Here is an 18939-nt window from a genome sequence, read left to right on the forward strand (position 1 = left end):
AGGCTCCCGGATTTCGTGGCGTCTACGAGAGCCGAGATCGAGTCTGTTCGTCTCGTTGACTCTCCGTTATACCAATGTATCAACTACTGGTCGAGGAACTCGTACCCATGGGGGTCGTCCCCCTGTTCGAGTTCCGACGCCTACACGTTCTCCGACTACTCGCTGATCTCGAAGACACCGACGGTATCGACACTGACCGTCTGCCCATCTGCAGTCGTGTCGTCAATCGCGACGAGGTTCTCCGTATCGACAGACTCCGGGAGATCCATCCGAACCGGCTCGGATTCGAAGTTCACGACGACGAGCACTGAGCGGGGGCCGGACACGTCGGCTGCCTCTCCGGCCTCGCGTGTGAACGCCACCGCGTTGACGTTTTCGTCAGTCGACTGGAGTCGCACGTCGGCATCGGGGCCAAGCACGTCGAGGTCGTGGTACAGGTCGATCAGGGCCCTGTAGAACTCCAGATGCGCCTCGTCGTACTCGTCCCAGTTCATGAACGCGCGCTGGCGGCCACCCGGACGGACATCTGCGTGGGCGATGACGCTCCCATCGTCGTTGCGGCCACGGTGGTCGTCGGGATCGGTGACCCGACCCTCTCCGTAGCGGCTGATCTGTCGTTCCTGACCGTAGTAGAGCATCGGCACGCCGGGTAAGGTAACACAGGCAGCGAAGGCGGCGCGCTGGCCCTTCGCTGCGGCCTCCCACTCTTCGTCGGTGACTGCATCGTGATCGGGGTCGGCAAGGTCGACTGCAGTGCGGTTGAGCAACCGTTGCTCGTCGTGGTTTTCGACGGCGTTGATGACCCGCGAGTGATCGGGAATGCCGTGGTCCCGCCGGGTCAGGATATCCTCGACGAGCTGGTCCGGATTCCCGGGATCCTCGGGGAACTCGTACTGGTCGGACATCTCCTGTTGGTTCTCGGTGAGTCCGTCTCCGTCTTCCAGAATATTCTGGACGGTGTAGGTGAACCCGTAGGAGTCATAATGCATGTCGAACTCGTTTTCCGAGAACTTCGGATCGGTCGGCAGCGTCTCGTCGAGCATGATGAAGTCGCTGTTGTTCGCCCGCACGACCTCACGGAGCTCCTTCCAGAAGCTGTGGGGGACGCCGTACGCGACGTCACAGCGGAACCCGTCGACACCAACCTCGCCGGACCAGAAGTCCGCGACTGCGAGGATATATTCTCGCATCGCCAGGTTCTCGTAGTTGATGTTCGGCATCCACTGCAGGTCGGCAAACCCGGTCGCCCGCGGTGCGGCCTCTATTTGTGTGCCGTCCTCGTCGTAGCGTGGGACGTCGACGCGGTCCCACCAGTCGAAGTACTTCGAGTCCTCGTTCCACGCCTCAACGGTAGCGCTGTCGCCTGCCTCGACCGACTGATCACCCTCCGCGATAGTATCGACGAATTGATCTATCCACCGGCCCGCGTGGTTGATTACGAGGTCGAAGAGGACGGCGATACCGTGGTCGTTACACGCCTCGACGAAGTCGGCGTACGCCTCGACTGGATCGTCGTATCCCTCGGGAACGAGGTCCTCGGCGATCCCCAGGTAATCGAGGGTGCTATAGCCGTGCGGGCCGCCCGGCGGCAGATCCATCTGTACACTGGTCGCGGGGACGACGGGGGTCACCCAGAGCACATCGACGCCCAGTTCGTCCAGATACTCGACGCCGCGTGCGCCGGTTTCTTCGTCCCCCTCGATCAGCGTCTCGAAGGTCGTTGCGCCGCGCTCGCCCGCCCACGAGCGCGGGAAGATCTGGTACATAACGGCGTCGTCGATCCACTCGGGTGGCCGGTTCGGCAGGTGTACGTCGCCAGCGGGATCGAGCTCGATCGAATCCTGTGCGCTCGCCGCCTGCCCGTCGAACGCGGCGGCGTGGACGCGTGCTGGCTCGCCCGCCAGCGCGTCAACTGGAACCGTCGCCGTCCGGGCGTCCGCGCCGATCTCGATATTCTCGGTCGATAGGGCGTCCCGATCGTCCGCGAGGAACTCGACCCGAATATCCTCGGGCTCCGCGTCGCTCGAGGGCGCGAGTGTAGCATTCGACTCGATCCGGAACTCCCTGGCGTCGGCGTCGTACTCGCCGTCGAGTTCGATTCGTGGGAGAGGGGCGTCGGTTCCCTTGGGGAAGGCGTACAGCGTCAGTTCGTGGTGTCCGTCCGGCGCGTCCAGCCCGAGTACGTACTCGCCCGGCACGTCTGCCTCGAACTCGGCGGCGTGGTCGTAGCCCGCGTCGTAGCGCGGGATTTCGGTGTCGTCGGTCGCAAACGAAAGCACGTCGCCGTCGCTGTCGGCGGGCGTCGAAACAACTGACCACTCGAACTCTTCGGGGTCGTAGTTGTCGGGATCGACCGAGAGCTCGGTCAGGCGCGGTGCGAGATTGTCGCGGCCCCCGTGCTCGATATCGACATCGACGTCGATGCCGGTCGTGTCGGCGTCGATGACGAACACCGAGTCGTGGATCCGTTCACCTACCTGTACGAATCGGGGATGTCCGGGGTGGTGCGACTCGACTGGCGTCTGCGGATCGAACAGGGATGACATAATTCTTCGTTTCTCACCAAGGGTCAATATCGCTTCGGTCTCACTCCTCGCCCTGTCGCTGCCGCATCCCCTGCCGGGTGAACTGCAGGCGGGCACGGATTCCGCGGCGCTTGGTGAATGAGCGGTAGAGGAGTATTGCGACGATCGCGGTCGGGACGCTTGCCACTGCTGCGGACTCTGGCGTGGCGAAAGCATAGAGCACGGCAACGGAGAGTACACCCGCTGCCACGACCAGACCCAGAACGAGTCGTTTCGCCAGTCGGTCCAGCAGGTTATCGGAGTCTTCGATATCGGCGCGCAGGTGGAAGTTCTCGCGTTCGATCCGGTCGAGCGCGTTTTCGGCTTTCGGCGGAACGTTCAGGAGGGATCTGGCGGTCCCCTGTAGCTCCTCACCGGCCTCCGCGAGATAGCGACGCGCCGTCTCCTCGCGATACCCCTCCTCGGTGAGATACTCGGTTGCGATGGTGATGAAATCGAAGTCGGGATCGAGCGTGACACAGACGCCCTCGACCACCGTTGCGACGCGGAGAACGAGGGCGAGATTTTTCGGTAGGCGAAAGGGGAACTCGTAGATCGAATCCTCGATCTGGCCGACGATTTCCTGAACGCGGTAGGTCTCGATGTCTTCCCCACGGGCGTCAGCGATCGCCAGTTCGAGCGCGTCGGCCATCACCGCCCGGTCCGCGTCCGGAGAGAGGGTCCCGAGTTCGATCAGCACGTCCAGAATCGCATCGATGTCCTGGTTCGCTACTGCGACGTAGAAATCGACGACCTTCTCCTGGACGAACGGGTCGACCTGCCCGCTCATCCCGAAGTCGTAGAAGACGATAGTACCGTCCTCCTGTACCGCGAGGTTACCGGGATGAGGATCGGCGTGGAAGACGCCGTCGTCGATGATCATCTTGAGGTAGGATCGCTGGAGATTCGTCGCGATTTCGGTCCGGTCGAGCCCCTGCTCGTCGAGGCGTTCGATCTCGTTGATCTTCGTCCCCGGGACGTACTCCATAGTGAGCACTTTCGGTCCCGAGTGGGAGTCTACCACAGAAGGGATGCGAACGGTCTCGTCGTCGGCGAAGTTCCCCTTGATCTCCTCGAGCATCGCCGCCTCGCGCTGGTAGTTCATCTCCTCGCGGATCGTCTTGGCGAACTCTTCGGAGAGGTTTCGCAGCGAGAACGATCGGGCCTCGCCGACGAAGAACATCAGGATCGGTAGCGACCAGTTGATCACGCGCAGGTCGGCCTCGACCAGCGACTCGATGTTCGGTCGGCGGATCTTCACCGCCACGTCCTGCCCATCGATCTCCGCACGATGGACCTGTCCGAGGCTCGCGCCGCTGATCGAGTCGGTGTCGAACGAGTCAAATCGTTCGTCGACCGGTCCCAGTTCGTCCTCGATAACCCGTTTCGCATCCCTCCACTCCGCAGGTGGCACCTCATCCTGTAGCTGGGAGAGGACCTGAATGTACTCGGGTGGGAGGATATCCGGCCGAGTCGAGAGCAACTGCCCGAGTTTGATAAAGGTCGGCCCGAGCGTCAACAGCGACTCCAGCAGGTGCTCGGCACGCCGTTGTCGCGTCTCGCTATCGACCGAGCGCCCCCGACCGAACAGGAAGAACCGGTTGCGGTCGCGGGCATAGGCGATCAGGAGGGGAAGGAACTGTCTCGCGACGACGAAAAAACGCCAGTACGCACGGAGGTTTACCAGCGTCACCACCCCCGTCTACTCGTCATTGATGTCGATCGTCGTCTCGACCTCGGCTGTCGTCTTCGGGAGCGTGAGTTCGAGCACCCCCCGGTCGATCGTCGCCGACCCGTCCCGCCCCGTCGCGTCGGGTGGAAGCGGGAGTTCGGCGTCGAGAAACAGCGATCGATCCTCGCGGAGATACTCGTATTCCCGCGATAACGCCTTCTCGCGACGAGCCTCGATAATCAGTCGCCCGTCCGTCACCTGCAGATCGAGTGTTTCCGCGGTCACGCCGGGGAGATCGATCACCAGTAGATACTCCTCCTCGCTCTCTAGGAGATCGGCGAACACGGCGTCGGGCAGGTCCCGCAGAGCATCGCGCAGCGCTGACATGAGAGTACCTTAGGAACGGGAAGCGAAAAAGGCGGTGGTCGCGGTACGTCACTGGTTCACAGGGGAGACAACTCCTCATCGTGCAGTCGGTTTTTTGCGTCCGCGACGCCACACTCCCGTATGAGCGATACAGATGCCGACCGGCGGCGGTCGGGGTTCAAACACCGGACGCCGGTCGATGAGGCCAGAGAGCGACTGCGCGAGGCGACGACCCGGCGTGTCGGGACGACGGAGCTCCCGCTCACGCGGGCCGACGAGCGCGTCCTCGCCGAGTCGGTGAGCGCGAAGCGAAACGTCCCCCATTACCGTCGGGCCGCGATGGACGGCTACGCCGTGCAGGCAGCGGATACCTTCGGTGCGAGCGAGCGCTCGCCGGAACTTCTTCGTGTTGCCGACCGGGACGCCGAGCCTGCACCGGGCGAGGCCTTTCGGGTCCACACGGGCAGCGAGGTGCCCGATAGCTGCAATGCAGTCGTGATGATCGAGGACGTCGACGAGGTCCGCGACGAGCTGGAGGTGTACGACGCGGTCGCCGAGGGCGAGAACGTCGCGCCGATCGGCGAGGACGTCGAGCGCGGTCAGGAACTGTACGAGCCCGGTCACCGGCTCAGACCCTCTGATCTCGGTTTGCTGAAATCCCTCGCCGTGGACGAGGTCGAAGTGTACGAGGCGCCGACGGTCGGCGTGATCCCGACGGGCGAGGAGCTGGTCCAGCACGACCCCGATCCCGGAGAAATCATCGAGACGAACGGGTTGACGGTCTCGCGACTCGTCTCCCGCTGGGGCGGGCGTGTGGAGTACCGGAACGTCGTCACCGACGACCCCGAGAGCCTGCGCGCGGCGATCCAGCGCGATCTGACAAAGGATATTATCGTCACGACCGGGGGTTCCTCGGTCGGGGAGCGCGACCTCATCCCGGAGGTCGTCGACGAACTCGGCGAGGTGCTGGTCCATGGTGTCGGCCTCAAGCCCGGCCATCCGGTTGCGCTGGGCGTCGTCGAGGAAACGCCGGTGATCATGCTGCCGGGCTACCCGGTCGCGTGTATCGTCAACGCCGTCCAGTTCCTGCGCCCCACGATGCACTGGGTGCAGGGGCGCTCGCCGCCGTCACATCCCACTCAGCAGGCACGGTTGACCCGCAAGATCGCCAGCGAGCCCGGCACTAGGACGTTTGCGCGCGTCCGGACCGAGCAGGATGGCGAGGAACTGGTTGCCGAACCGACCCGCGCTAAGGGCTCGGGCGTCCTCTCCAGCGTGGCACTCGCGGACGGCTGGGTCGTGGTGCCCGAAGCGCGCGAGGGAATCCCGGAGGGCGAGACGGTCCCGGTCGAGCACTGGGAGTGGTCGGCATGAGCGAGCGCCGCGAGTTCCGCGAGTTGACTGATCCCGACGTTGCTCACGAGATCGTCGACGACCTCGAACTCGATCCGGCTCCCGAACGCGTCTCGCTGACTGACGCCCGCGGACGGGTGCTGGCCGAGCGCGTCGACGCTGACCTCGACGTACCGGGGTTCGATCGCGCCAGTCTGGACGGTTACGCGCTCCGTGCAAAGGACACGTTCGGCGCGGACGAGGTCGATCCTGCACGGCTCGACGTGATCGGTGTAGTCCACGCAGGGGCCGAACCGGATGTCGAACTCGGCGAGGGTGAAGCAGTCGAGATCTCGACCGGCGCGGTGATGCCGCCCGGGGCAGACGCGATGGTGCCGGTCGAGCAAACCGACGAGGAGCGCGTGGATGGTCAGCGAACCGTGCTGGTTCGCACTGCGGTTGCACCGGGCGACAACGTCATGCTCGCGGGTGCGGACATCGCCGCGGGCGAGCGAGCGCTCGGTCCCGGAACGCGACTCACGGCCCGCGAGATCGGCCTGCTCTCGGCGCTGGGCGTCAACGAGGTGTCAGTCCGCGGGAAACCCACAGTCGGCATCGTCTCGACGGGTGACGAACTCGTCCGGCCGGGCGAGCCCCTGAACAGCGACGCCGGGCAGATCTACGACGTCAACAGCTATACGATCGCTACCGCAGTCGAGGAGGCGGGCGGCGAGCCCGTACTCTACCCCCACGCTGGCGACGATTACGAGGAGATGGAACGGATCCTGATCGAGGCGGGCGAGGAGTGCGATCTCGTACTCTCCTCGGGGTCGACCAGCGCCAGCGCGGTCGACGTGATCTACCGGGTGATCGAGGATCGGGGCGAACTCCTGCTCCACGGCGTCGCTATCAAGCCCGGCAAGCCGATGCTTGTCGGCGAACTTCCGGGCGGCGCGTACGTCGGGTTACCGGGCTATCCCGTCTCCGCGATGATGACGTTCCGGGTCTTCGTCGCGCCGCTGGTTCGGGAGGCTGCAGGACTCCCGGAGCCCGACTCAGCGACGCTGACTGGCGAGATGGCAACTGAAATCCGGCACGATCAGGGTCGCCGCCGCCTCATGCCGGTCGGACTGGTCGAGAACGCCCACGGCGACCGGCTCGTCTACCCGGTTGACAAGGGCAGTGGGGCGACCACGAGCCTCGCGGATGCCGATGGCCTCGTCACGATCGGCGCCGAAACCGACTACCTTGCGGCGGGAGAGTCGGTGACAGTCACGCTGTTCTCACCGGACGTCCGCCCGCCGACCCTGTTCGGCGTCGGCGAGGACGACCCCGCACTCTCCCGATTGCTCGATCGGCTCTCGAACCCGCGATACCTCTCGATCGGTACGCGACAGGGGCTCCGGCGGCTCCGCGAGGGCGTTCCTGATATAGTGGTGACGAGCGGTTCGGCGAGTGTAGATGTCGAACACGAGGTGCTCGCCACGTGGAAGCGCGAGTGGGGGCTGATCGTTCCGGCAGGCAATCCCGAGGGAATCGAGGGGATCCCCGACCTCGTCGACCGTGACCTCCGGTTGATCAACCGGACGACTGACTCGGGCCTCCGAACGACCCTCGGCGAGGCCGTCGCGGAACTCGCTGACGAGCGCGGGACGACTCGCCACGAACTGGTCGAATCGATCGACGGGTTCGAGCTGGCGGCCCGCGCGCACGAGAGCCCAGCACGCAAGGTCGCCGCGGGCGCGGGTGACGCTGGACTCGGACTACGGGCAACAGCAACGAAGCTCGACCTTGAGTTCGTCCCGCTGGGGACCGAAACGGTTCGCTTACTGGGGAATTCGGACAGGATGGGGAAAGCGGGGATGTCGGAGCTACGTGATGCCCTGACCGCGGCCGATAGCGTGCTGGACGGTCTCGCGGGATATCAGTAGTTTCGGGGGCCGAGCTCGTCGAACGACCGGATCATTCGGTCTCCCCACACGACGAAGCCGCGCTCGTGAGGGTCGTATCGCTGGACGTGGATCCCGTCGAGTCCGGCGTTTCTGGCCGCACCGACGTCCTCGGCACTGTCGCCGACGAGCGCGCCGACGTGGCCGTTGTGCGCGACACCGAGATCGGTCATCGCCCGCTCGACAGGGGCAGGATCGGGCTTCCAGCCCAGATCGTCGGTACAGCAGACGACTGTATCGAACCAGTCTGTGATATCGTGATGCTCCAGCACGGGGCCGGTCAGGTAGTTCTGGCAGTGCGTGACGAGCCCGGTCGGCTGGTCCAGGTCGCCGACGAACTCGGCGTCCTCGTACAGGAACGTCGACTCGGCGCGAGTGATCGGGTCCTCGACCTCGTGAAACGTTGCCCAGAAGCGCTGTGGGTCGATGTCCAGCCGTCTCAGGAGCTGGTCGCGCTGGCCGCCGTAGCCGTGCCAGAGGAGTTCGGCCTCTCGGGAGGTGAACTCCTTCCCGAGTCGTCTCCCCACCTCGCCGATCACGTCGTAGACGTAGGCGGGCTCGACGTCGACGAGCGTGCCGTCGAGGTCCAGCAGCCAGAAGTCGTAGTCGGGAACCATCGGACACAAACGTAGTGCCGGGACGTGAATAAGTATTCTCCCTGTTCTGCGTCGCAGGTACTCTCTAGGTATCGGTACGGAATTCCTTCGGGACGCTGCTGGTCGTCGACCGAGTGCTCACTCGATTTCCAGCGAACTCTTGAAATAGTTCGAGAGCACTTCGCTGACGCTGTCGGCGTTGAACTGCCCGAGATCCCTTGCAATCTCGGTTTTCAGTGCATCCAGATATTCCTCGTCGGTCTCGAATGCGCGGTACTCGACCGCCTCGACATCGACGCCGAGCTCCTCGGACGCGACTTTGCACATGTGTTCTTCGTCGCCCACCGCGCCACGCCAGAGGTTATCACGGAAGAACAGCCAGCCCTCCTCACCCGGCGGGTCGGCTGTGCGGTAGAGCCTCGTCTCGAAGGTCGCCGGATCGAGCCGCAGCTCCGCAGACGATGTCGGAATCCGGAACTCCACGGCGAAGACGTACCGGGCGTCCACGGTTAGCTGTGTTCGGACTCGATCAGCTCCGCCATATGGATGTCCTGGTCCGTGATCCCGCCCTCCTCGTGGCTGGTAAAGCGGATTTCGACTTCCTTGTAGCGGATCTCGATCGTCGGATGGTGAAACTCCGCCTCCGAGATCTCCCCGACCATCTGGGCGAAGGCGACGCCACGAAGATACTCGTCGAACTCGTAGACACGGACGATCTCGTCGCCGTCCCGTTCCCATCCGTCGGGGAGTTGCTCACTGATCTCGTCGTCGGATAGCAGGTCAGCCATACAACGCTTATCGACCCGGGGCAAAATAAAAGGCATCCCCGATGAACCCCCTGTCGTCAGTTAATCGTCCGAGAGTACGCTCTCGACGATCTCATCCGGGACCTCGTCGGGAAGTTCGTCGGGGGAGATCCCCTCTAGCGCATCGGGCAGCTCCGAGGGATCGAACCCATCGGGGAACGGCGGGTACGCCTCGCCGTCGAACTCGGGATCGAACAGCTGTAACGCCGTGTTGATCGTCGTCCAGTCGTCCTCGCCCGCGGCTTCGCGCAGACTCTTGGTCGGCGGCGCGAGCAGTTTGTTCACGAGCGCGTCGGCCATCGACTCGACGACTTCGCGTTCGCCCGCGGTGAGTTCGCCGTCCGTCTCGGCTTCCAGTTGCGTGATCGCGGTCGAGACCTCCTGTGATTTCACGCGATCCGCACTCTCGTACATCGCCGCGATGACCTCATCGGCACGTTTTCGCTTGTACTGGTCGAGCAGGCGGTCGAACTCGGCGGCGATGATTCGCTTGGCTTCTTCGGCCGCGGCCCGACGCTGTCGCCGGGTCTGTTCGGTGACCGACGTAAGCGTGTCGAGATCGTACACCGTCACGTCGTCGAGGTCGGCGACGGCAGGATCGACGTCACGGGGCTGAGCGAGATCTACCACGACAGTCTTCCCGCCCTGTTTGAACGGCTCGGGGCCGATCACCGGCTCCTCACTGGCCGTCGTCGAGACGACGAGATCCGCCCGTCGTGCAACGGTGTCGACGCCCTGCAGCGGGACTGCGCCCGCGTCGGCGTCGACCTCGTTCGCCAGATGCTCGGCGTGGGGCACCGTCCGGTTGGCGACGACCATGTCGTCGATTCCGCGATCCGCCAGCGCCTTGACTGCGGTCGTTCCCATCTCGCCCGCCCCGATGACGAGCGCTGTCGGGTCGTCGACGTCGAGGTCGTCGATGGCAACCGTCGCGGCGGCACTTCCCAGCGAGACGATCCCTTCGTTGATTTCGGTCTCGGTTCGAACGCGCTCACCGACTCGGATTGCCTTCGTGACGGCGTCTTCGAGCATCGGGCCGACCCCGTCTTCACCGCGTGCATCCTCGTAGGCAGTCCTGACCTGTCCGAGGATCTGATCCTCGCCGAGCACGAGGGATTCGAGCCCTGCGGCGACCCGCATGAGGTGTTCGAGGCTCTCCTCGTGATCTAGATGCCGAATCGAGTCCTCGTCGACATGGGGCGCGAACGTCTCGAACGCCGCCCGCCCGACTGCGGCATCGTCGGTGACGACGAACGCTTCGGTGCGGTTGCAGGTGTGGAGCGCGAACGCCTCGCTCACGTAGGGTTTGGCGATCAGTTCGGCGACTTCGGCGCGCTGGTCGTCTGCCCCCGCTCGCGCCACGTCGTCGACGGACGCACTGCTGTGCGAGACGGTGATTCCAGTGACGACGCCAGTCGCTCGCATCATTGCTCACCTCCGTGGGTCTCCCCGAACTCCTCCTGAATCACGTCCTCAGCCACTTTCCGACCCTTGGATGTTCGGGTACGTAAAGCCTTCCAAACGTCGGAAGAATTGACGACGGCTCTGACGGCATCCCGTCGCTCGCTCGGAGAGGGCGATCCCTCCCGGAGTTCGCCGCGTAACTTGCCCGTCAACTCGGCCATCGCACCGGCTCCCTCGATATCCGATTCGATCTCCTGGCGAAGGTATCTCGATACTGCCGGACTCGCGCCGCCGGTCGAGACGGACACGACGACGGGATCGTCCCGGATCGTCGCCGGGACCACCACGTCGTCGATTGGTCGGTCCTCACCGGTCGCATCGCTCCGATCCGTCCGGTTTACCAGTGCACCGACCTCTCGGGCCGCCTGCTCTACCGTCTCGTTGATCGACGCATCGTCGGTCGCCGCGACGACCAGTGCGGGTTCGGTTCGGTCGACCCACTCCTGGATCGCTTCAGCGTCCGGCGCGTCACGCACCAGCTCGCTATCCCCGAACTCGCCATCGAAAGACGGGCTAACGACGATCACCTCGGCTTCCCTGGCGAACCGGCGGGCCTTCCGTGCACCGACGGATCCCCCGCCGAAGACGAGTACGGTTTCGTCAGTAAAGTCGTGCAATAGTGGAATCATATGAGATGACCGGCGGTATCCGACGTGTTTACGCCGTCCATAATCAGTGCTGTCCCGGACATGTTCGGAGATCACTCCGCCACGGTATTCGCTTCCGCGCGCTCGTCCAGCCTGATCCCGGTCTTTTTCAGAATACGCGTCGAGAACAGCGAGTCCCAGTCCTCGTCGTCGACGTCCCAGTAGTCTGCCATCCGGTCGCGCACCTGCTCGATCCGGCGCTCGCTCTCGGCCTCGGTACGCCCGTGGGTCATCGCGAAGAAGTTGTACGGCCAGACCCCCTCGTGGCGAGGTCGCCGATAGCAGTGTGTGACGAACGGAAGCCCTGCAATCTCCGGCCCGACCTCGTCGACCAGTTCGTCGGGGACGTTCCAGACGGTCATCCCGTTCTCGGTGTACCCCAGCGCGTAGTGGTTCGGGATCACACCGACCCGGCGGATCTTCCCCTCCGCGTCGAACCGCTTTACCGTCTCGACGACCCAGTCAGTGTCGGCACCGATCGCATCAGCGACGTCCGCGTAGGGCGTCGAAGACAGCGGCAAGCCGTCCTGAATCTCCAGAACGAGATCGAGTTCCGCGGGAGTGAGCGTGCCGCGCTCGCTCGGCGTGACGTCCGGGCCGAGCGCAGAGCAGTCGACCGTCCCGCCCTCGATCGGCCCGTCGACATAGAACTTCGCCTCGACGCGGAACTCGCGTTTTTTCGGCATGTTGTACGTCTGCTGGCCCGTCGCGTCCTCGATTTCCGCGAGGACTTCCTCGACCCGGTCGGGATCGGCGACGCTCACGACGAACCACATATTGAGGTGGGGGTGTTCGCGCTCGTAGTTGTGTGCGACCTCGGTGAACGCGTTGACCTGTTCTGCAACCTCGTCGAAGCGCTCCTCGGGAGCGTGCATGGCGACGAGCGTTGCCGCGCCGCCGATCTCCTGTGCGTTGATCAGCGCGCCAAAGCGGGTCAGAGTGCCGTCCTCGTCCAGTTGCTTGATCCGTGCCAGTAGCTCGTCCGCAGTGATATCGATCCCGTGGTCAGACAGTGCCGCCGCTGCCGGTTCGAAGGGATCGCGGACCACGGGGAACCCCCCCTGAAACGCGTTGACGATCGCCCGGTCTCGATCGTCCAGCTCCGCGGAGTCAGTGCTCATACACGTCATTCGGGAACGGCCGGTCATAAGTCCCTCGGCACCGTGCGGGCACGCGGTTCCGAGGTATACTCCCGTTTGTCCAAGGAGTTAATCGGGTACGGTTCTATCGGCTGATATGAGCGGTCGATATCGGTTGACGAGCATCGAGACAGTCCGAGAGTCGGGGTCGTGGCTGTTCCGGATCCGGGACGCACACGGCGCGCGCGAGGAAGTGATACTCGTCCCCTGCGAGGAGTCGGGTGTCGAGGCGTGGAGCAATAATTGCACGCACGAGGACCAGCGTCTACACCGCGAGGGCGTCGGCGCGACGATCCGCAACTCCGGCATCGTCTGCCCACGTCACGGCTCGATCTTCGACACCTGCTCGGGAGACTGTGACAACGGCGAGGCCGCAGGCACGACGCTTCCGTCAGTCGAGGTCACGGTAGAGGACGGACAGGTGTATCTGACCGACGATGATGTCGACTACCTCGGGAGCGGCGGCTTCGACGACAGTAGCGGTGATGATGGTCCGGATTCGACCTCACACCTGCAGCTTTGACCATCTACGTGTGCCCGTTTCTGCATCCTCGATAGCCGCGAGGGTTAGTTCACTCGCCTTTGACGCCCGTAACCGCAAAGCCTGCGTCCTCGATAGCCGTGAGGATCGCCTCGTGATCAGCGCTGGCTTCATAATAGAAAACGATATCGAAGGAGCCCTCACGCAATAGTTGCTGGCACTCCCAGACGAACTCCTCGTCGTCGAGTGTCAGCCCCTGATGCTGGTTCGAGGAGAAGTCCGGATCGTCGTTGCCCGAGTAGACGTAGGTGTCTTTCGGGTCCAGTCCCGCGTGTTCGGCGATGATGTCGCCGACGTCAAGCGTCGCTTGCATCATATCAATCTCGTCTGCGGAGCCAAGATCGGTGTGGACGACCGCGCCGTTGAGCTGGATCTCGCCCGGTTCGAGTAGCTGTTTGGTGCGTCGATGCAGATCCTCGTCGAGTACCTCGGGCATACCCATACTTTCGGAACTGAACGTATATCGCTCACGGTATCGTTGCCGATTCACGTTCGCGTGATGCGGTGAGTGATTGGGAGGCCATCGGCTCAACGGGACACGGTCGGCTTGATCAGGATACCAGCGGCTGATCGGTCTTGAAAATACGGGAAGACATACTGCACGGGCGGACCGCCTGAGAGTAACCCCAACGCGACGCCCGGAGTCGCACCGTTCGGGTCTTACAGGCGGACGAGGTTCGTCGCTCGTGGGCCTTTATCGGCCTCTTCGATCTCGAACTCGACTTCCTGCCCCTCCTCGAGGTCAGGACCGCCGACGTCTTCCATGTGGAAGAACACGTCTTCGTCCGCGTCGTCAGTTTCGATGAATCCGTAGCCGCCCGTGTCGTTGAAGAAGTCAACCGTACCTTTCGCCATTGCATCCACATATCGTTCGTACGAGTATAAAAACGATTGGGTTCCGTCCGCAGATTGGCCAATCACGCTCCATCTCTCGAACTACCGACCGAACCGGCGCGAACGCTGTTTAAACTCCCGTATCGCCCGCAGGTAGTCTCGCCGCCGGAAGTCCCGCCAGTTGATGTCGGTAAAGTACAGCTCCGAGTAGACCGACTGCCAGATCATGAAATCCGAGAGCCGTTCGGCTCCGGTTTTGACCACCAGATCCGGCGCGTCGGGAAATACCAGCCGCTCCTCGACATCCGCTTCGGTAACTGCATCAGGCTGGAGGTCGCCGTTTGCGACCTCTCCAGCGAGCGATCGTACAGCCGCGGTGAACTCGTGTTTCCCGCCGAGACCGATGCTCACCTGGATCGGGGCGTCCGCCCGGGTACGGTCTGTCGGTCCCCTGATCGCCATCGGTTTCGGCGCATCGACATCCTGTAGCGCGCGTTCGAGCGTCGGAGCAACCGCCTCATCGAGCACACTGACGTAGACCGTCACACGGTCCGTTCCGTACTCGAAGGCGAGCTCGAAAAACGACTCCAGCGTGTCGTAGGCACCGCGTTCCAGCAGGTCGCGCTCCGCGAGGACGAGCGCGACGTGTGCTGGCGGCGCGGCCTCGTGGCGGCGGACGCGAAGCGAGAGATATCGGTCGTACAGTCCCACGTCTCATCGATCACCCCGCTCCGAAGTAAAAACACTGGGTCGGAACAGGATCGGTTCGGGACTCTTATGTAAGCGACAGGTAAAGGAAGGCAATAGTGTGAGTTCGCCAGTACGACGAGCGGGTGCGTTTGCCGGTGTCGGGACGCTCGCGCTTGTCGCACCAATCGACGAACGCGTCGCGACCGCGCTCTTTGCGGTGGTCGCGCTCGCTGCCGTCTTCGTTACCGACGGGCCGGTCTTCGAGCTGTTTGCCCGCCCCGGCGACCATCGCGACGAGCGTCTGAAGGGTCTGGTCGGCTTCTCCGTTGCCGCCGTCGTTCTCGGCTTTCTCACGAGTTTTACCGGGCTCACTGTGCAGGTCTTTGCCGGATCGATCGTCCTGTACGCCTACGGGAACCTCGCTGCTGAACTCGGCCGAAGCTACGGCGATGGTCCCTTTGCGGACGCCGCCGGCTTCGTGGTCGGCGGGCTACTGGCAGGTATTTCAGCCCAGTACATCGCGCTCGTACTCGCCGGGAGTCCGCTGCCACACGCCTCGCAGATCGTCGTCATGGCGACCTGCGGGGCGCTGGTCGGCGCGCTGATACGGACGGTGCTGCTCGGGCGGGATGATCCCCCTGTGATCCTCTCGATCGGGCTGCTCCTCTGGTTGCTCTCGGAAGTGACGGTAACGCCGAGTACGGTGGATGTCGCGATCGCCCTCGTCGTTACCGTCGCGGTCGGCTATCTCTCCTACGCACTGGAGACAGCCTCCGTCGAGGGGATGCTGACCGGTGTCTTCCTCGCGTTTGTCGCCATCGTGCTCGGCGGCTACGCCTGGTTCGCCGTCATGATCGCCTTCTTCGGCATCGGCGGGCTTTCGACGAAGTATCGTTTCGAGGAGAAACAGGCCCGCGGGGTCGCCGAGGGGAACGATGGCGCGCGCGGGAGCGCGAACGTCCTTGGCAACGCCACGGTCGCACTCGCGTCGGTGTTCGGCTACGCCGCGGCTGATGCGGGTCTGATCGATATCGCCCCGCTCCTCTTTCTGTTTGCGTTTGCAGGCTCGCTCTCGACCGCGCTGGCCGATACCCTCTCCAGTGAGATCGGGAGCGTCTTCGACGACCCGCGGCTCATTACGACGTTCAAGCGCGTCGAACCCGGTACTGACGGCGCGGTAACCTGGCAGGGCGAACTCGCGGGGGGTATCGGGGCAGGGACGATCGGCCTCCTGACCGGGCTACTGTTTGCGAGCATCGGAACGACTGGATCGATCGTGGTCGTCGTCGCTGGCATCGCCGGGATGACCGTCGACAGCCTCGTCGGCGCGACGCTCGAAGGCACGTACCTCGCTAACCAGAGTGTCAACTTCCTCGCGACGCTCTCGGGCGGTCTCGTCGGCGTCGGGCTGGCGATCGGACTGGCTCTCGTATGATCCGCCTTGCCGACCCGGGTGACGCGCCAATCCTCCGTGCGCTCCAGTCAATACTTCCAGAACCTGCTCCGGAGACGCTGGAGCGTGCGCTTTCGGGCTACGGCCTCCTCCTCGTCTCGACGGACGACACCGACACCCCGGTCGGCTACGCCCTCACCCTCCCCGGCGACGAGCGCGCCTACCTGGCCGAACTCGTCGTCGCTCCGGCTGCCCGCCGTGAGGGGCGCGCGACGTCGTTGCTCGAGGCGACTGTCGCACGGCTCTCCGAGGATGTGACGACGCTCTCGCTTGCGGTTTCGCCCGACAACGAGGCGGCGCGGGAGCTGTACGAAACGGCTGGGTTCCGGGTCGTCGACGTCGATCCCGAGTACTACGATAGCGGGCCAGCGTTGATACTCGCGCGGACAGTGTAGGCAGGAGAAGAGATCGACCGCTGGCGCTACACCGGATCGTCGACCAGCTGATCTATCGTTCGCAGCCTGACGTTCGTCGGGCGTTTCGTGAACTCTCCGAGCGACGCCGACACCGTCTGGGTGACTCCCCGCTGGGCGGCCAGATCGAGCAGTCGCTGTGTGAGTGGCCCGTCGAGCACGAGTGCGGTCGGCGTCTCTTCAGTCCTGTCCAGTAGCTCGAACGCCTCCGAAACGGCCCCTTCGACGACGACGGTAGACTCGTCGTCCAGTAGCCGGACGAGAGCGTTTCCGGCGACGGCGTTCGCATGGCCCTGAATCGTCTCTGGCTGGGTAGCTCCGTCGTCCGTCGCATCGTCCGCTGGCTCCTCGCTTGCGTCGATGGTGACACCGGTCTCCGGTATCGGGTTACTGTCGGCCGATGTGGCGACTGCCTCATTGCTCTCTACCGCTGTGGTGTCGGGTTCCGGGTCGATTGTGGTCGCTGGCCGGGTCTCGCCGCCATCCGTCCCGTCGCTCGTCGGTGCCGGGCTGGCACTCCCATCGGTCGCGGCGACGGCAGACCGCGGCGTCGAGGCGTCCTCGACGACGCTGTAAGGTACCTTCTCCCGGAGCGCCTCGAAGACCTCGTCTCTGGAAAGGTCCTCGACGGACTTGCCGTCCGGCGCGAACGTGACGTAGTCGATGTCTCCGACCTGGCTGAACTCTTTGAGTATCAGGTCGCCACCGCGGTCGCCGTCGAGAAAGACAGTGGTCGTGCGCTCGTTCGACAGCGCCGCGACCGACTCGGGGATGTCGGTCCCCTCGACTGCAATAGCGTTTTTGACGCCGTACTGCAGTAGCGTCAGGACGTCTGCACGCCCCTCGACGACGATGATCGCGTCGCTGTCCTCGACACGTGGCCCGGCGGGCAACCCCCTGTGTTCGGTGATATCGGCGACCCGAACCTGCTGGCGTACCTCTTCGAGGATGCGCTCGCTGGAACCAGTCGTCTCGTCGAAGGCCTCGACGAACAGCTCCTGGGCGCGCTCGATCACTTCTCGGCGTTTGGCAGCGCGGACGTCCTCGATGTTCGTCACTTCGAGGTCCGCGCGGCAGGGCCCGATCCGGGTGAGCGTTTCCAGTGCCGCCGCCAGCGTCGCCGTCTCCACCTTGTCGAGGCTCGTCGCGATGGTTACTGTTCCATGCGTCTCGCCGCCCGTGGCGTCGATTTCGACGTCGATGCGACCGACTTTCGAGGACTGCTGTAGGCTCCGGAGATCCAGCTCGTCGCCGAGGAGCCCTTCGGTCTGTCCGAAGATCGCACCGACGACGTCACTGCGTTCGACCACCCCGCTGGCGATGACGTCGGCGTGAATGAGATATTTCGTGGTGTCGTCCATTGATGATCTGCCCCGATGTGGGGCGTGAGTGTGATGTGCCCATGATGATAGCCATGGAACAGTTTATATACGAGTTCGGCGGCCCAAATAGCTGTCGTCATTCCCTCGTAGAGCCCATATATACGGGTACTCGCCGTTTTGCTCGCTAACTACATATCTCGAAGCGGCACACTACAATTTTCGAAGTGTAATACTACAGGGAATGAATCTTTACACTTCAATTTCTGTAGTTTGCACTACGACATCTGTCGTCTTATCGCGCCCGATGCGGATCCTGCAGAACGGCATCGGCGGTCGCCAGCGAGGCTAATGGATCCTCGGGATGGTCGTGCTCGAACAGCACCCACTCGACGCCCGCCTCCCGTGCAGCGTCGACGCAGCCGGGAATATCGAGCACGCCGTCGCCGAGGTCCGTCGGCTCGCCATCCGCCGTGACGTCCTTGAGATGGACAAGTGGGATCCGATCGCTGTACTGGTCAAGCAGGTCGACGGGATCCTGTCCGGCGGCTTCGGCCCAGCCCAGATCCAGTTCGAAGCCGACCGATTCGTCGGTTTCCTCGACGAGCAGGTCGAAAGCCGTCGCGGCGTCCGTGTCGGTCGGCGTGACGAACTCGTGGTCGTGGTTGTGATAGAGCAGGCGACAGTCGTGCTCGTCGAGCAGCTCTGCGAGTGTCTCCAGCCGTTCGGCGGTCTCGATCACCGCTTCGCGGTCCACGAAGTGTGATTCGTCGAGATACGGGACGATGACTGTCACGCAGTCGAGCGCGCGGCAGGCGTCGGCGACCGCTTCGGGATCGTGTTCGATCTCCTCGGCCTGTACGTGTGCCCCGGCCATGGTGAGTCCAGTAGCGGCCAATGCTTCCTGTAGGCCGTCCCCGCTCGGGACGCCCGCGAACTCGACGCCGTCGAGCGACGTCTCGCCAACGGCCGAGAGCTGCTCGGGAAGCGACGCATCCAGTTCGCGCAACGTATACAGCTGAATACCAGTCTGCATGTCCTCCACTCGGACGCCGACGGTGAAAAAGCTCGGCGTCGGTTTCGGCTCGTCCGGAACGAGATCGTCGACGATCCGACACAATGCGACAGGCCTTAACATCCACCACCCTCACTCA

The 18939-nt window shown here is 63.8% G+C and carries 19 protein-coding genes; 5 read left to right on the forward strand and 14 right to left on the reverse strand.

Translation table 11 applies throughout. The features are described from left to right. Nucleotides 1–155: 155 nt before the first annotated feature. From AArcS_RS13430 to AArcS_RS13440, 3 genes are read right to left on the reverse strand one after another with little or no spacing between them, the layout of a single operon-like run. Nucleotides 156–2546, reverse strand: coding sequence for an alpha-amylase family glycosyl hydrolase (locus AArcS_RS13430; RefSeq protein ID WP_238477931.1), 2391 nt, complete (start codon nt 2544–2546; stop codon nt 156–158). Between the two features lie 40 nt (nt 2547–2586). After that, a complete protein-coding gene (locus AArcS_RS13435; protein ID WP_375139615.1) occupies nt 2587–4260 on the reverse strand; it encodes an ABC1 kinase family protein in 1674 nt (557 codons plus the stop codon). 6 nt (nt 4261–4266) lie between these two features. Then, nucleotides 4267–4623 (reverse strand): Hsp20/alpha crystallin family protein, encoded by a 357-nt coding sequence (locus AArcS_RS13440; protein ID WP_238477932.1) that lies wholly within the window; start codon nt 4621–4623, stop codon nt 4267–4269. 120 nt (nt 4624–4743) lie between these two features. Here AArcS_RS13440 and AArcS_RS13445 point away from each other — a divergent pair, with 120 nt between their 5' ends. Then, complete coding sequence (locus tag AArcS_RS13445) at nt 4744–5976, forward strand: molybdopterin molybdotransferase MoeA (RefSeq protein ID WP_238477933.1); 1233 nt, start codon at nt 4744–4746, stop codon at nt 5974–5976. Further along, nucleotides 5973–7865, forward strand: coding sequence for a molybdopterin biosynthesis protein (locus AArcS_RS13450; protein ID WP_238477934.1), 1893 nt, complete (start codon nt 5973–5975; stop codon nt 7863–7865). The genes AArcS_RS13445 and AArcS_RS13450 overlap by 4 nt, the downstream gene beginning before the upstream one ends. Here AArcS_RS13450 and AArcS_RS13455 read toward each other — a convergent pair. The 6 genes from AArcS_RS13455 to ahbB all read right to left on the reverse strand — a co-directional run bounded on the left by AArcS_RS13455 (nt 7859) and on the right by ahbB (nt 12517). Beyond that, nucleotides 7859–8500, reverse strand: coding sequence for an HAD family hydrolase (locus tag AArcS_RS13455; RefSeq protein ID WP_238477935.1), 642 nt, complete (start codon nt 8498–8500; stop codon nt 7859–7861). The genes AArcS_RS13450 and AArcS_RS13455 overlap by 7 nt on opposite strands. 117 nt (nt 8501–8617) lie before the next feature. Beyond that, nucleotides 8618–8986 carry an LWR-salt protein gene (gene lwrS, locus AArcS_RS13460; protein ID WP_238477936.1) on the reverse strand — a complete coding sequence of 123 codons (369 nt, stop codon included), beginning with the start codon at nt 8984–8986 and terminating at the stop codon, nt 8618–8620. Nucleotides 8987–8988: 2 nt separating this feature from the next. Next, nucleotides 8989–9267 carry a 4a-hydroxytetrahydrobiopterin dehydratase gene (locus tag AArcS_RS13465; protein WP_238477937.1) on the reverse strand — a complete coding sequence of 93 codons (279 nt, stop codon included), beginning with the start codon at nt 9265–9267 and terminating at the stop codon, nt 8989–8991. Between the two features lie 60 nt (nt 9268–9327). Continuing rightward, entirely contained in the window at nt 9328–10710 is a 1383-nt protein-coding gene (gene hemA, locus AArcS_RS13470) for a glutamyl-tRNA reductase (RefSeq protein ID WP_375139663.1), read from the reverse strand. Beyond that, entirely contained in the window at nt 10710–11378 is a 669-nt protein-coding gene (locus tag AArcS_RS13475; RefSeq protein ID WP_238477939.1) for a precorrin-2 dehydrogenase/sirohydrochlorin ferrochelatase family protein, read from the reverse strand. Before AArcS_RS13475 ends, hemA begins: the two co-directional genes overlap by 1 nt. A gap of 71 nt (nt 11379–11449) precedes the next feature. Beyond that, nucleotides 11450–12517, reverse strand: coding sequence for a siroheme decarboxylase subunit beta (gene ahbB, locus AArcS_RS13480; RefSeq protein ID WP_238477940.1), 1068 nt, complete (start codon nt 12515–12517; stop codon nt 11450–11452). 115 nt (nt 12518–12632) lie between these two features. Between ahbB and AArcS_RS13485 the strand changes: the two genes are divergently transcribed. Then, nucleotides 12633–13058 (forward strand): Rieske (2Fe-2S) protein, encoded by a 426-nt coding sequence (locus AArcS_RS13485; RefSeq protein ID WP_238477941.1) that lies wholly within the window; start codon nt 12633–12635, stop codon nt 13056–13058. Nucleotides 13059–13107: 49 nt separating this feature from the next. On the opposite strand, the gene AArcS_RS13490 is transcribed toward AArcS_RS13485, so the two are convergent. From AArcS_RS13490 to AArcS_RS13500, 3 genes are all read right to left on the reverse strand, one after another. Beyond that, the gene (locus tag AArcS_RS13490) at nt 13108–13512 is read right to left on the reverse strand and encodes a DUF5778 family protein (RefSeq protein ID WP_238477942.1); all 405 of its coding nucleotides are present in this window, start codon (nt 13510–13512) and stop codon (nt 13108–13110) included. A gap of 224 nt (nt 13513–13736) precedes the next feature. After that, a complete protein-coding gene (locus AArcS_RS13495; RefSeq protein ID WP_238477943.1) occupies nt 13737–13931 on the reverse strand; it encodes a cold-shock protein in 195 nt (64 codons plus the stop codon). 81 nt (nt 13932–14012) lie between these two features. After that, nucleotides 14013–14621 carry an undecaprenyl diphosphate synthase family protein gene (locus AArcS_RS13500; protein ID WP_238477944.1) on the reverse strand — a complete coding sequence of 203 codons (609 nt, stop codon included), beginning with the start codon at nt 14619–14621 and terminating at the stop codon, nt 14013–14015. 97 nt (nt 14622–14718) lie between these two features. Here AArcS_RS13500 and AArcS_RS13505 point away from each other — a divergent pair, with 97 nt between their 5' ends. Beyond that, a complete protein-coding gene (locus tag AArcS_RS13505; protein WP_238477945.1) occupies nt 14719–16035 on the forward strand; it encodes a DUF92 domain-containing protein in 1317 nt (438 codons plus the stop codon). Then, on the forward strand, nt 16032–16448 hold the full coding sequence (locus AArcS_RS13510) for a GNAT family N-acetyltransferase (RefSeq protein ID WP_238477946.1): 417 nt from the start codon (nt 16032–16034) through the stop codon (nt 16446–16448). The genes AArcS_RS13505 and AArcS_RS13510 overlap by 4 nt, the downstream gene beginning before the upstream one ends. 26 nt (nt 16449–16474) lie before the next feature. Here the strand turns inward: AArcS_RS13510 and dnaG are convergent, their stop codons facing one another. Both dnaG and AArcS_RS13520 read right to left on the reverse strand, forming a co-directional pair. After that, nucleotides 16475–17827, reverse strand: a complete 1353-nt coding sequence (dnaG, locus tag AArcS_RS13515; RefSeq protein ID WP_238477947.1) for a DNA primase DnaG — start codon at nt 17825–17827, stop codon at nt 16475–16477. A gap of 253 nt (nt 17828–18080) precedes the next feature. Then, nucleotides 18081–18923, reverse strand: a complete 843-nt coding sequence (locus tag AArcS_RS13520) for a sugar phosphate isomerase/epimerase family protein (protein ID WP_238477948.1) — start codon at nt 18921–18923, stop codon at nt 18081–18083. Between the last annotated feature and the right edge of the window lie 16 nt (nt 18924–18939).

The sequence above is a fragment of the Natranaeroarchaeum sulfidigenes genome (assembly GCF_017094485.1).
Lineage (GTDB): Archaea > Halobacteriota > Halobacteria > Halobacteriales > Natronoarchaeaceae > Natranaeroarchaeum > Natranaeroarchaeum sulfidigenes.